At 42.9% G+C, this 13,844-nt stretch carries 13 protein-coding genes; 11 read left to right on the top strand and 2 right to left on the bottom strand.

Annotated elements, in window-relative coordinates:
- The first annotated feature begins 28 nt into the window (after positions 1-28).
- The 9 genes from rpoC to TZ92_RS00475 all read left to right on the top strand — a co-directional run bounded on the left by rpoC (position 29) and on the right by TZ92_RS00475 (position 9,961).
- Entirely contained in the window at positions 29-3,694 is a 3,666-nt protein-coding gene (rpoC, locus tag TZ92_RS00515; protein WP_033630380.1) for a DNA-directed RNA polymerase subunit beta', read from the top strand.
- 110 nt (positions 3,695-3,804) lie between these two features.
- Positions 3,805-4,224, top strand: a complete 420-nt coding sequence (ndk, locus tag TZ92_RS00510; protein WP_000438280.1) for a nucleoside-diphosphate kinase — start codon at positions 3,805-3,807, stop codon at positions 4,222-4,224.
- A 134-nt stretch (positions 4,225-4,358) separates the two neighbouring features.
- Entirely contained in the window at positions 4,359-4,982 is a 624-nt protein-coding gene (locus tag TZ92_RS00505) for a hypothetical protein (RefSeq protein ID WP_033630565.1), read from the top strand.
- A gap of 83 nt (positions 4,983-5,065) precedes the next feature.
- Positions 5,066-5,509, top strand: a complete 444-nt coding sequence (gene tsaE / locus TZ92_RS00500; RefSeq protein WP_033630379.1) for a tRNA (adenosine(37)-N6)-threonylcarbamoyltransferase complex ATPase subunit type 1 TsaE — start codon at positions 5,066-5,068, stop codon at positions 5,507-5,509.
- On the top strand, positions 5,499-6,020 hold the full coding sequence (locus TZ92_RS00495) for a GNAT family N-acetyltransferase (RefSeq protein ID WP_000455521.1): 522 nt from the start codon (positions 5,499-5,501) through the stop codon (positions 6,018-6,020). The genes tsaE and TZ92_RS00495 overlap by 11 nt, the downstream gene beginning before the upstream one ends.
- Before the next feature lie 4 nt (positions 6,021-6,024).
- On the top strand, positions 6,025-7,065 hold the full coding sequence (gene lytR, locus TZ92_RS00490; protein WP_000592174.1) for a glycopolymer--peptidoglycan transferase LytR: 1,041 nt from the start codon (positions 6,025-6,027) through the stop codon (positions 7,063-7,065).
- 72 nt (positions 7,066-7,137) lie between these two features.
- A complete protein-coding gene (locus TZ92_RS00485) occupies positions 7,138-8,394 on the top strand; it encodes a competence/damage-inducible protein A (protein ID WP_000642669.1) in 1,257 nt (418 codons plus the stop codon).
- Between the two features lie 54 nt (positions 8,395-8,448).
- Positions 8,449-9,597 (top strand): recombinase RecA, encoded by a 1,149-nt coding sequence (recA, locus tag TZ92_RS00480; RefSeq protein ID WP_001085515.1) that lies wholly within the window; start codon positions 8,449-8,451, stop codon positions 9,595-9,597.
- Positions 9,598-9,766: 169 nt separating this feature from the next.
- Positions 9,767-9,961: a PspC domain-containing protein gene (locus tag TZ92_RS00475; RefSeq protein WP_000415528.1), complete on the top strand. Its 195-nt coding sequence runs from the start codon at positions 9,767-9,769 to the stop codon at positions 9,959-9,961.
- Positions 9,962-10,091: 130 nt separating this feature from the next.
- Here the strand turns inward: TZ92_RS00475 and TZ92_RS00470 are convergent, their stop codons facing one another.
- Positions 10,092-10,646, bottom strand: a complete 555-nt coding sequence (locus TZ92_RS00470) for a GNAT family N-acetyltransferase (protein WP_000060285.1) — start codon at positions 10,644-10,646, stop codon at positions 10,092-10,094.
- 109 nt (positions 10,647-10,755) lie between these two features.
- On the opposite strand from TZ92_RS00470, the gene TZ92_RS00465 reads away from it, so the two are divergent.
- Together TZ92_RS00465 and TZ92_RS00460 are read left to right on the top strand one after the other, a co-directional pair.
- Complete coding sequence (locus tag TZ92_RS00465) at positions 10,756-12,126, top strand: MATE family efflux transporter (RefSeq protein WP_033630378.1); 1,371 nt, start codon at positions 10,756-10,758, stop codon at positions 12,124-12,126.
- A 96-nt stretch (positions 12,127-12,222) separates the two neighbouring features.
- On the top strand, positions 12,223-12,939 hold the full coding sequence (locus TZ92_RS00460) for a YebC/PmpR family DNA-binding transcriptional regulator (RefSeq protein WP_000532894.1): 717 nt from the start codon (positions 12,223-12,225) through the stop codon (positions 12,937-12,939).
- Between the two features lie 49 nt (positions 12,940-12,988).
- Here the strand turns inward: TZ92_RS00460 and TZ92_RS00455 are convergent, their stop codons facing one another.
- Entirely contained in the window at positions 12,989-13,693 is a 705-nt protein-coding gene (locus TZ92_RS00455; protein WP_033630377.1) for a DUF308 domain-containing protein, read from the bottom strand.
- Positions 13,694-13,844 lie beyond the last annotated feature (151 nt).

Raw genomic sequence — 13,844 nt, 5'->3', positions numbered from 1 at the left:
TTCACTTAGAATAGAAAGGGAAGAAATAGTGGTTGATGTAAATCGTTTTAAAAGTATGCAAATCACCCTAGCTTCTCCAAGCAAAGTCCGTTCATGGTCTTATGGAGAAGTCAAAAAACCTGAAACAATCAATTACCGTACGTTGAAACCAGAACGTGAAGGACTCTTTGACGAAGTCATCTTTGGTCCTACAAAAGACTGGGAATGTGCTTGTGGGAAGTACAAACGCATTCGTTACAGAGGGATTGTTTGTGACCGCTGTGGGGTTGAAGTAACGCGTACGAAAGTTCGTCGTGAGCGTATGGGGCACATCGAGTTGAAGGCTCCTGTATCTCACATCTGGTATTTCAAGGGGATTCCAAGCCGTATGGGCTTGACCCTTGATATGAGTCCTCGTGCCCTCGAGGAAGTTATCTACTTTGCGGCTTATGTGGTGATTGATCCGAAGGATACACCACTTGAGCACAAGTCTATCATGACAGAGCGCGAATACCGTGAGCGCTTGCGTGAGTATGGTTATGGTTCATTCGTTGCCAAAATGGGTGCCGAAGCCATCCAAGACCTTTTGAAACAAGTAGATCTTGAAAAAGAAATTGCTGAACTCAAAGAAGAGTTGAAAACAGCTACTGGACAAAAACGTGTCAAAGCTATCCGTCGTTTGGATGTTTTGGATGCCTTTTACAAGTCTGGTAACAAACCTGAATGGATGATTCTCAACATCCTTCCAGTTATTCCACCAGATCTTCGTCCAATGTTGCAGTTGGATGGTGGCCGTTTTGCCTCATCTGACTTGAACGACCTTTACCGCCGTGTTATCAACCGTAACAACCGTTTGGCTCGTTTGCTTGAGTTGAACGCACCAGGTATCATCGTTCAAAATGAGAAGCGTATGCTTCAAGAAGCGGTTGACGCTTTGATTGATAATGGCCGTCGTGGTCGTCCGATTACAGGACCAGGTAGCCGTCCACTGAAATCATTGAGCCACATGCTTAAAGGTAAACAAGGACGCTTCCGTCAAAACTTGCTCGGTAAACGTGTTGACTTCTCAGGACGTTCCGTTATCGCCGTTGGTCCAACTCTTAAGATGTACCAATGTGGTGTGCCACGTGAAATGGCGATCGAACTCTTTAAACCATTCGTTATGCGTGAAATCGTTGCCCGCGACATCGTGCAAAACGTCAAGGCAGCTAAACGTTTAGTGGAACGCGGAGATGAGCGGATCTGGGATATCCTCGAAGAAGTAATCAAAGAACACCCAGTACTTTTGAACCGCGCACCTACTCTTCACCGTTTGGGTATCCAAGCCTTCGAGCCGGTCTTGATTGACGGTAAGGCCCTTCGCTTGCACCCGCTTGTCTGTGAAGCCTATAATGCCGACTTTGACGGTGACCAAATGGCCATCCACGTACCGCTTTCAGAAGAAGCTCAAGCAGAAGCTCGTATCTTGATGTTGGCTGCTGAGCACATCTTGAACCCGAAAGATGGTAAACCAGTTGTTACTCCATCTCAGGACATGGTTTTGGGTAACTACTACTTGACCATGGAAGAAGCTGGTCGTGAAGGTGAAGGAATGGTCTTCAAAGACCGTGACGAAGCTGTGATGGCTTACCGCAATGGTTATGTTCACCTCCACTCACGTGTTGGTATTGCAACAGACAGCCTCAACAAACCTTGGACAGAAGAGCAAAAACACAAGGTCTTGCTGACAACAGTTGGTAAAATCCTCTTCAATGACATCATGCCAGAGGGTCTGCCTTACTTGCAAGAACCAACAAATGCTAACTTAACAGAAGGTGTTCCAGCTGAGTACTTCTTGCCACTAGGTGGAGATATCAAGGAAGCAATCAGCAATCTTGAACTCAACCCTCCATTCAAGAAGAAAAACCTTGGGAATATCATCGCCGAAATCTTCAAACGTTTCCGTACGACAGAAACTTCTGCCCTACTTGACCGCATGAAGAACCTCGGTTACCACCACTCAACTCTTGCAGGTTTGACAGTGGGTATTGCCGATATCCCAGTCGTTGAAGACAAGGCTGAAATCATCGAAGAATCACACAAACGTGTAGAACAAATCACCAAACAATTCCGTCGTGGTATGATCACGGACGATGAGCGCTACAACGCTGTTACAGCTGAATGGCGTGCTGCTCGTGAAAAATTGGAGAAACGTTTGGTTGCCAACCAAGATCCTAAGAACCCAATCGTTATGATGATGGACTCTGGAGCCCGTGGTAACATCTCAAACTTCTCACAGCTTGCCGGTATGCGTGGTCTGATGGCCGCTCCGAACGGACGTATCATGGAATTGCCAATCCTTTCAAACTTCCGCGAAGGTTTGTCAGTACTCGAAATGTTCTTCTCAACTCACGGTGCCCGTAAAGGTATGACCGATACGGCCCTTAAGACAGCCGACTCAGGTTACTTGACTCGTCGTTTGGTTGACGTTGCCCAAGACGTTATCATCCGTGAGGACGACTGTGGAACAGACCGTGGTCTCTTGATCCGTTCTATCGCAGAAGGAAAAGAGATGATCGAGTCTCTCGAAGAACGTCTCAATGGTCGTTATACTAAGAAAACTGTTAAACATCCAGAAACTGGTGCAGTGATCATCGGTCCAAATGAGTTGATTACAGAAGACAAGGCGCGTGAAATTGTCAATGCTGGTGTGGAAGAAGTTACTATCCGCTCTGTATTTACATGTAACACTCGTCATGGTGTCTGCCGTCACTGTTACGGTATCAACTTGGCGACTGGTGATGCGGTTGAAGTTGGTGAAGCAGTTGGTACAATCGCTGCCCAATCTATCGGGGAACCTGGTACACAGCTTACAATGCGTACCTTCCACACGGGTGGGGTTGCCTCAAATACCGATATCACTCAGGGTCTTCCTCGTGTCCAAGAAATCTTTGAAGCCCGCAATCCTAAAGGGGAAGCGGTCATCACAGAGGTCAAAGGACAAGTTACAGCTATCGAAGAAGACGCGTCAACTCGTACCAAGAAAGTCTTCGTTAAGGGTGAAACTGGCGAAGGTGAGTACGTGGTTCCGTTTACAGCACGTATGCGTGTCGAAGTTGGAGACCAAGTCTCTCGTGGTGCAGCATTGACAGAAGGTTCTATCCAACCGAAACGTCTCCTCGCTGTTCGTGATGTCTTATCAGTTGAAACCTACCTTCTCGGTGAAGTACAAAAAGTTTACCGCAGCCAAGGGGTAGAAATCGGTGACAAACACATCGAGGTAATGGTTCGTCAAATGATCCGTAAAGTTCGTGTCATGGATCCAGGTGACACAGACCTTCTTATGGGTACCCTCATGGACATCAACGACTTTACAGATGCTAACAAGGATGTTCTTATCGCAGGTGGAGTTCCAGCGACTGGTCGCCCAGTTCTTATGGGAATCACCAAAGCCTCACTTGAAACAAATAGTTTCTTGTCAGCGGCTTCCTTCCAGGAAACAACCCGTGTCCTTACTGATGCGGCCATCCGTGGTAAGAAAGACCATCTCCTTGGACTCAAGGAAAATGTTATCATCGGTAAGATCATCCCAGCTGGTACTGGTATGGCTCGCTACCGTAACCTTGAACCACAAGCCATCAATGAAGCAGAATATCTGGCTCCAGAACAAGAAGAGGCAGAACTTGCTCCTGTAGAGGAAGTTGTGGAAATCCAAGTTGAAGAAACAGTAGAATAAAAGCAAACAAGAGAACCTTTGGGTTCTCTTGTTTTATTTCAGAAAAATTTTCCCACTTTTTCATAAAGTATGGTAGAATAGAAGAACTAAAATGCCAAGGAGGTGTCCGTATGGAACAAACATTCTTTATCATTAAGCCAGATGGTGTGAAAAGAGGGCTGGTTGGCGAAATTCTGCAAAGAATGGAACAACGTGGTTTCAAACTCGAAAAATTAGAGTTACGTTCAGCAGTTTCAGAAGCTTTGATTGACCAACACTATCAAGACTTGGTTGAAAAAAGTTTTTATCCTCCTATCCGTCAGTTTATGACTTCAGGACCAGTAGTGGTGGGCATTCTATCAGGTCCGAAAGTGATTGAAACTTGGCGGACCATGATGGGGGCTACTCGTCCAGAAGAAGCTCTGCCAGGAACTATCCGAGGAGATTTTGCCAAGGCTGCAGGAGACAATCAAGCCATTCAAAATGTAGTTCACGGCTCCGATTCGGAAGCTTCTGCAAAACGTGAAATTGCTCTCTGGTTTAAGGATTAGACTGGTAAAAGAACAGTTCTGTGCACAACAGAGCTGTTTTTTGGTCAGTTGAGCACAAAAAATGGACACTTGAGGCGGAAGCTATCATTTCAAACTCCTCACAAGGTATAATCCCATATAGGGAGGGAAAAGAAATGGTAAAATCAATTCGCCTATTGTTACTGATTGCAGTCGTCCAGATTAGTTTTAGTAGTTGTCTATTATGGAAAGAATCCTTTTTATCGTTGAAGCAGACCAATGCTTATTTTTTGATTTTGATAGTAGGAATTTCTGTTTTTTGTGCTGGGATAAATTATTTTCATACAGCAGGCCAGTCAAAGCACAGTATTTTACATGTTCAAAAGAAAGTGAGTCTTATTTATGGCCTCCTTTTAGTAGTCAATCTTTTGGCAACCTGTCTGCTTCTCTCAGAAAGCATCCAAACCACTAGCAGACTGCAGCAGGAACTGGTTGACCTCTTTTTACCCTCCTTCTTTTTCTTGCTAGGAGTAGATCTATTGATTTTCTTACCTTTTGATAAAATTTTTCGCGATATAGAAAATCACCTAAATAAAAAGAAAACAGTCGTCATTTCCGTTCTAGCTACGATAGTTTTCTTGAGGAACCCCATAGTGATTTCCTCGATTCTTCTTTATATCAGTGTTGGTTTTCTATGCGCACGTTTCCTTTTTCCAAAATGTATCCAAAGGGAAATCTCCTTTTATGGACACCTGATTCGGGATATCCTGTTTGTTTTTTCAATAGTTGTATTCTTTTAAGTAGAGGAGAATTTTTCAAAATTGTTATAGTAAGTTCATAAAGAAAATTCACACAAAAGAAAACTTTTTGGTATAATAGTAGCATGCACACAAAAAATGAAGAAGAGCTTCTAGCTCTCGGAGAAAGATTAGGTCATTTGCTTCAAAAAGACGATGTTCTGATCTTGACTGGAGAGTTGGGTGCGGGTAAAACAACCTTTACAAAGGGCCTTGCTAAGGGCTTGGATATCCATCAGATGATTAAAAGTCCAACCTATACCATTGTCAGAGAGTACGAAGGGCGTTTGCCACTTTACCACTTGGATGTCTACCGTATCGAAGGTGATGCTGATTCTATTGACTTGGATGAGTTTCTCTTTGGAGGTGGTGTGACTGTTATTGAGTGGGGGCATCTTTTGGGTGAAGATTTACCAGATTCTTACTTGGAATTGGAAATTTTGAAAGAAGCTGAGGGTCGTTGTCTTCATTTTACGGCTCATGGCTCTCGGGCTGGACAACTCATCAAGGAGCTTCAAGATGGAGTATGAGTTGTGTATTCGTGAGGCAGAGACATCAGATGCTACAGCCTTAATTGCATTTTTAGATTGTGTCGGTCAAGAGACAGATTTTACCAGTTTGGATGAAAATGGTATCATGATGACAGCTTCTGAAATGGCTCTTTTTATCGAAAAACAAGCTGTATCAGAGAATCAAATTACTCTCCTCGCCTTACTGAATGATGAGATTGCAGGAGTTTTAAATATCACAGCGGACCAACATTTAAGAGTTCGACATATCGGTGATGTTTTTTTAGCAGTTCGCAAGAAATTTTGGAACCAAGGCTTGGCGACTATACTTCTAGAAGAAGGCATCGAGTGGGCTAAAGTCAGTGGCGTCTTGCGCCGTTTGCAACTTAGTGTACAAAAACGAAACGAGGCTGCAGTCCACCTCTATTCAAAAATGGGATTTATCACAGAAGGCTTACAAGAAAGAGGAGCCTATTTAGCAGAAGGGATATTTTTAGATGTTTGTCTTATGGGCAAGCTGATAAATAAATAACGAGATGATTAAAAAATTAATTGGAATGGTGCTAGGTTTCCTAGCAGTAACAGTTTTAGGTGTAGCGGTTTATGGCTATACCATCTACCAACAGGGAACAGAAACCCTAAGTAAAAAGACTTACAAAAAAATCGGGGAAGAAACCAACGTTATCGAAGCGACGGAGCCTCTGACCATCCTCTTGATGGGGGTAGATACGGGAAATGTGGAACGTACAGACCCGTGGGCGGGAAATAGTGATTCCATGATTCTCCTGACGGTTAATCCCAAAACAAAGAAAACCACTATGATGAGTTTGGAACGGGATATTTTGACCAAGATTGAGACTGGAAACGGTCAAGTTCAGGAAGCCAAACTCAATGCGGCCTATGCTAATGGTGGTGCGGAACTTGCAATTTCTACTATTCAAAAGATGATGAATATCCACATTGACCGCTATGTGATGGTTAACATGCAGGGGCTTCAACAATTGGTGGATGCAGTTGGTGGGATCACCGTCAACAATACACTCGGTTTCCCAATTTCGATTGCTGACCAAGAAGAGTTCAATAAGATTTCCATCGGTGTTGGAGAACAAACTTTGAATGGGGAGGAAGCCTTGGTGTATTCACGGATGCGTTACCAAGACCCAGAGGGAGACTATGGTCGTCAAAAACGTCAACGTGAAGTCATTCAAAAAATCGTTGAGAAGGTTTTGAGCCTAAACAGTGTGAGTCATTATCAAGGTATCCTCAAAGCTTTGAGTGATAACATGCAGACCAATGTGGACTTGTCAGCTAAGAGCATTCCACAATTGCTTGGCTATCAAGATTCTTTCAAGAATATCGAAACGCATCAATTGCGTGGGGAAGATGCTGAGCTACAGGGAATTTCTTATCAAATCGTCACTTCAGAACATATGCTCGAGATGCAAAATCTCTTGCGTCGTTCACTAGGTAAAGAGCCAGTGACAGAATTGGAAACCAATGCGGTACTGTACGAAACAGCCTTTGGTCGGACAGCACCTTCAACCAGTACTAACGCTTCAAACGAAGAAGCAGAATAAGAAAAGAATCAAATCGTGGGAAATTTCCTGCGATTTTTTCAAAAAAATTCGAATAGATAAGTAGGAGGAAACATGAAAGCAGAAATTATTGCTGTCGGAACAGAAATTTTAACAGGGCAGATTGTCAATACCAATGCTCAGTTTTTATCAGAGAAACTAGCCGAAATCGGGGTAGATGTCTACTTCCAAACTGCTGTTGGAGATAATGAAGCTCGTCTTTTGTCCTTGCTTGAGATTGCGAGTCAACGTAGTAATCTTGTGATTTTGACAGGGGGCTTGGGACCAACTGAGGATGATTTGACCAAACAAACCCTGGCAAAATTTTTAGGAAAAGATCTAGTGTTTGACCCTCAAGCGCAAGAGAAACTGGATATTTTCTTTGCTCATAGACCTGACTATGCTCGGACACCGAATAATGAGCGCCAAGCCCAAATTGTAGAAGGGGCGACTCCACTGCCAAATGAGACAGGTTTAGCAGTAGGAGGAGTATTGGAAGTGGATGGTGTAACCTACGTGGTCCTTCCAGGACCACCTAGTGAATTGAAACCTATGGTATTAAATCAACTCTTGCCCATGCTGATGACAGGAACCAAACTGTACTCACGAGTGCTCCGTTTCTTTGGAATTGGGGAGAGTCAGTTGGTGACCATTTTGGCGGATTTGATTGACCATCAAACCGATCCGACTTTGGCACCGTATGCCAAAACAGGAGAAGTGACCTTGCGCTTGTCTACAAAAGCAGTTAGTCAAGAAAAGGCTGATCAAGCACTGGACATCTTAGAAAATCAAATCTTGGATCGTCAAACTTTCGAGGGGATTTCTCTACGAGATATCTGTTATGGATATGGGGAAGAAACCAGCCTCGCAAGTGTCGTTGTAGAAGAGCTAAAGAAGAGACAGAAAAGCATTACTGCGGCAGAAAGCTTGACGGCAGGTCTCTTTCAAGCGACATTAGCAGACTTTTCGGGCGTTTCAGCAATCTTTAATGGCGGTTTTGTCACTTACAGTTTAGAAGAAAAGTCTAAGATGTTGGATATTTCCGAGCAAGAGCTAAAAGAACACGGGGTCGTTTCTGAGTTTACGGCTCGAAAAATGGCAGAGCAGGCACGGCTCAAGACTCAGTCTGATTATGGAGTCAGTCTGACAGGTGTAGCTGGGCCAGATAGCCTAGAGGGGCATCCAGCTGGCACGGTTTTTATTGGACTGGCACATGCAAAAGGGACAGAAGTGATCAAGGCTAATATCGCAGGACGGAGTCGAGCAGATGTACGTCACATCGCGGTTATGCATGCCTTTAACCTAGTTCGCAAGACTTTATTAAGTGACTAAATTTTGGTATAATGAAAGATAGGTCGAAGGACCAGTAGAATATAGGAGAACAAAATGGCGAAAAAACCAACAAAAAAATTAGATGAAATTGGGAAAAAATTTGGAGCTGACCGTGAAAAAGCATTGAACGATGCTCTTAAATTGATTGAGAAAGACTTTGGTAAGGGTTCAATCATGCGCTTGGGTGAACGTGCAGAGCAAAAGGTGCAAGTGATGAGCTCAGGCTCATTGGCTCTTGACATTGCCCTTGGTTCAGGTGGTTATCCTAAAGGACGTATCATCGAAATCTATGGACCAGAATCATCTGGTAAGACAACGGTTGCCCTTCACGCTGTTGCGCAAGCACAGAAAGAAGGTGGTATTGCAGCCTTTATCGATGCGGAACATGCTCTTGACCCAGCCTATGCTGCAGCCCTTGGTGTGAACATTGACGAATTGCTCTTGTCACAACCAGACTCAGGTGAACAAGGTCTTGAAATTGCTGGAAAATTGATTGACTCAGGTGCAGTTGACCTTGTCGTTATCGACTCAGTTGCGGCCCTTGTACCTCGTGCGGAAATTGATGGGGATATTGGAGACAGTCACGTTGGTTTGCAGGCTCGAATGATGAGCCAGGCCATGCGTAAACTCGGAGCTTCTATCAATAAAACCAAAACAATTGCCATCTTTATCAACCAATTGCGTGAAAAAGTTGGGGTCATGTTTGGAAATCCAGAAACAACACCTGGTGGACGTGCTTTGAAATTCTACGCTTCAGTCCGTTTGGATGTTCGTGGAAGCACACAAATCAAAGGAACTGGTGACCAAAAAGATACCAATGTCGGTAAGGAAACCAAGATCAAGGTCGTGAAAAACAAGGTAGCTCCACCATTTAAGGAAGCCTTTGTTGAAATCATGTACGGAGAAGGGATTTCTAAAACTGGTGAGCTCTTGAAGATCGCAAGTGATCTCGATATCATCCAAAAAGCGGGAGCATGGTACTCTTACAAGGGTGAAAAAATCGGACAAGGATCTGAAAATGCTAAGAAATACTTGGCGGATCACCCAGAGATTTTTGATGCTATTGACCATCAAGTTCGTGTTCAATATGGGTTGATTGAAGATGAAGAAGCTTCTGATCATAGTCCAGTAGCGGAGGCGACTTCTAATCAAGAAGTAACACTTGACCTTGGCGATGATCTTGGAATCGAAATTGAAGAATAAAAATAAAAGCGGAGAAGTCTTTCTCTGCTTTTTATGTTTAATTATTAACTCTCCATAAGCTTCAAAAGCGTAATAAAAGAGTATTTAATCAAAAAAATTAAAAAAACTGTTGCAATTTTTTTAATTTGATGATAAAATTAAATCATTCTATAAAAAGGAGACTACTATAATGGAAAAACGCCTTGTTCGTAACGTACAAGACAAAAAGATTGCTGGTGTTTGTGCAGGTATCGGTGACTACTTTAACATGGACCACACACTTGTTCGTGCACTTTGGATCATCTTCACCCTACTTGGTGGTTCTGGAATCTTAGCTTATGCTGTTCTCTACTTCCTTCTTCCAGAAGGCAATGCAGAAGCTTAAGCCATAGAGAGAATAAAAGTTTATTCTGATCAGTTGAAAATAAAAAATGCATGTAATCGTGGTTACATGCATTTTTATATGTAGCTTCTATCGAAAAAGAGATGTTCTTCACCAGATGGACAAGTCCTGTTTAATGGTCACTAAAACGACGATACTCTATATGAAAGTCAAAATAATGTTCATTCTGTAACTTTTGGAAGATATCGCGATAGGCTTCTTCGTCAAAATGGTCGCCACGGTAGAGAATTTCAAAACTCAAACCCTCGTACTCTAGAAAAGCGTTGGCTGTTCTGAAACCATTTTGGCGATAGAAATCCATGCGGGACTTTCTTTGCTCCAAGTTATCGCATTCTTCATCTAATCGCTCGACTTCAAGCAACATGGTTCGCTGGTAAAACTCAGTCAGCTTCTCGATAATTTCCTTTCCGTACCCGTGGCTTCTCAGGTGGGGCATGATGGCAAAAAAGCTGATATAGAAGGCCTTTGGGTTGGAGATGGCAAAAGCAAAGCCGACAAATTCTTCTTGGTTATAAAAAGCAAAAAAGTGGGCGTCTTCTCGGTCCTGATAGCGTAAAAACTCTGACAGAGGAACTCGTTCTTCCTCGGGGAATGCTTCCTTGTTTAGCTTCTCAACCTTATCCAGATCGGGAAATACATCGGTAATTAATTGACTGGTCAAACTCATAAATGACCTCCTTTTCTTGATTATAGCAAATTGTCTCTCTGTAAGCAATTGATTGCAAACTTAGTGACAGAGCCTTGTCGCTCCTTTAGAAAGCTGATATAATAGCTTTATGAATAAGAAACGATCCGTGGACTTGATACATGGTCCTATTCTTCCTGCGCTGTTAAGCTTTGCCTTTCCAATCTTGCTGTCTAATATCTTTCAACAGCTTTATAATACAGCTGACGTCTTGATTGTTGGACGATTTCTTGGTCAAGATTCCTTGGCAGCAGTAGGGGCGACAACTGCCATTTTTGACTTGATTATAGGCTTTACGCTTGGTGTTGGAAATGGCATGGGGATTGTCATTGCCCGCTATTATGGGGCTCGTAATTTCACTAAAATTAAAGAAGCAGTAGCAGCAACTTGGATTTTAGGTGCTCTTTTGAGCATTGTGGTCATGCTGATGGGCTTTGTCGGTCTGTATCCACTCCTGCAATATTTAGATACCCCTGCAGAAATCCTCCCCCAATCCTATCAATATATTTCTATGATAGTGACCTGTGTCGGTGTCAGCTTCGCCTATAATCTCTTTGCAGGCTTGTTGCGGTCTATTGGTGATAGTCTAGCAGCTCTTGGCTTTCTGATTTTTTCTGCCTTAGTTAATGTGGTTTTGGATTTGTATTTTATTACGCAATTGCATCTGGGAGTTCAATCTGCGGGGCTTGCTACCATCATTTCGCAAGGATTGTCAGCGGTTCTCTGTTTTTACTATATCCGTAAGAGTGTTCCAGAACTGCTTCCTCAACTCAAGCATTTTAAATGGAACAAGGCCTTGTATGCGGATCTCTTGGAGCAAGGTTTGGCTATGGGTCTGATGAGTTCGATTGTGTCCATTGGTAGTGTGATTTTACAGTCTTCTGTCAATACTTTTGGAGCTGTGATTATTAGTGCACAAACAGCAGCTCGACGGATTATGGCCTTTGCTCTCCTTCCAATGACGGCTATTTCTTCTGCTATGACGACCTTTGCCTCTCAGAATCTTGGGGCCAAGCGACCAGATCGCATAGTCCAAGGTCTTGGTATTGGGAGTCGTTTGAGTATGTCCTGGGCAGGTTTTGTTTGTATCTTCCTCTTTTTTGCCAGTCCTAGTTTGGTTTCTTTCTTGGCCAGTTCGACGGATAGTTACTTGGTAGAAAATGGTAGTCTTTACCTGCAAATCAGTTCAGTCTTTTATCCGATTTTGAGCCTTTTGCTGATTTATCGGAATTGCTTGCAGGGATTGGGGCAGAAAGTCCTTCCTCTAGTTTCCAGCTTTATAGAACTAATCGGGAAAATCGTTTTTGTGGTTTTGATTATCCCTTGGGCAGGCTATAGGGGGGTTATCCTTTGTGAACCCCTTATCTGGGTTGCCATGACTACCCAACTGTACTTTTCACTTTTCCGCCATCCCCTGATAAAAGAAGGAAAGGCAATCTTGGCAGCCAAAGGACAATCCTAGCTGGATTTGCTGAATAAAATCCATTTCCTCTAGTGAAAATCGAAAAAACTTGTGTTATAATAAGAAAGATTAAAATGTGAAAAAAGGAGATTCCTAATGGGACGTAAATGGGCCAATATCGTAGCCAAGAAAACGGCTAAAGATGGAGCTAACTCTAAAGTATATGCAAAATTTGGTGTAGAAATCTATGTAGCAGCTAAAAAAGGTGATCCAGACCCAGAATCAAACACTGCTTTGAAATTCGTTATCGACCGTGCGAAACAAGCCCAAGTGCCAAAACACGTTATCGATAAAGCGATTGATAAAGCCAAAGGAAACACAGACGAAACCTTTACAGAAGGACGTTACGAAGGTTTTGGACCAAATGGTTCTATGCTGATCGTTGATACTTTGACTTCTAACGTCAACCGTACGGCAGCTAATGTCCGTGCTGCCTTTGGTAAAAACGGCGGGAACATGGGTGCTTCAGGTTCGGTTTCATACCTCTTCGACAACAAGGGTGTGATCGTATTTGCGGGTGAGGACGCTGATGCAGTCTTTGAGCAATTGCTTGAAGCAGATGTGGATGTGGACGATGTCGAAGCTGAAGAAGGAACAATCACTGTTTATACAGCTCCAACAGACCTTCACAAGGCTATCGTTGCCCTTCGTGAGTCTGGCATCGAAGAATTCCAAGTGACTGAATTGGAAATGATTCCTCAGTCTGAAGTGGAATTGTCAGGCGAAGACCTTGAAACCTTTGAAAAACTTTACAGCGTTCTTGAGGACGATGAAGACGTACAAAAGATCTACACAAACGTAGATGGATTCTAATAGAAAAACGAACAGTTTTACTAGCTGTTCGTTTTTTTGATATTTGAACTTAGACTCTGGTTTCAGAATCGTTTTGTTTCTTGCTTTTTTCTAGACCTAGACCGACTGCATGTTTTTGGACGAGCAAGAGCTGTCCATTGTTCTGTTTTGCAAAAGTTAAGGTAACGGTCTTGAACTTGTCTCCAATGGAGATATAGGTGATTTTTCTCGTATCGTACCCTCCGATAGTGGAGTCAAATTCGGAGTCTGGTAGTCCGTGTTTTTTGATAATATCCTTGTAGTTGGTACCACCTTTTCCTTTGTTATCAAGGTCACCTTCGATTAAGGCGTCAAACTCTTTTTGGGTCCAGGTGAAGGTATCGTCTTCTTCCTCCTCTGGGATGGAATAGGCGCTATCATCTGTCAAGTCGCTTTCTTCTTCGCGCTCCATTGAGGCACTTGCCTCGCTGTAGGAACGGTTAAACTCCCTGATAAACTCTTTGTAGACATTAGCGTACAGTACTTGGGTCGTAAAGAAAAGTACAACAGAGGCAACTGCCAGGGATGTTCCGATAATGGCCATTGTTTTTCGTTTTTTGAGGTTGACGATAAGGCCGATAATCCCCAAGATAAATGCGACAATGGCGATGAAAAATGATAGATAGTTAATAAACGGGATCCAGGATCCTAAAAGTGCGATGGCTCCAAAAATGGTTGCTAAGATTCCTAAAACTCTTTGTTCTTCTGGTTTCATTTGAACGTTTTCTCCCTTCATCGAGTGAATGGATTTCTATCCACTGTAGTTAGTGCTTATTATAGAAAAAATATTGCCTAATGTCAATTTAAACTAAAATAGTTCTCTTGGAAACTTTTTTTCTTGACATCTTTTCTGAAAATGATAAAATAGTTCTCATGGAAACTAATAT

Origin of the sequence: Streptococcus oralis subsp. oralis (assembly GCF_000960035.1) — a bacterium.
Lineage (GTDB): Bacteria > Bacillota > Bacilli > Lactobacillales > Streptococcaceae > Streptococcus > Streptococcus oralis_G.
Note: the sequence above shows the minus strand (reverse complement) of the source record. Positions and strands in the feature narration are given on the sequence as shown.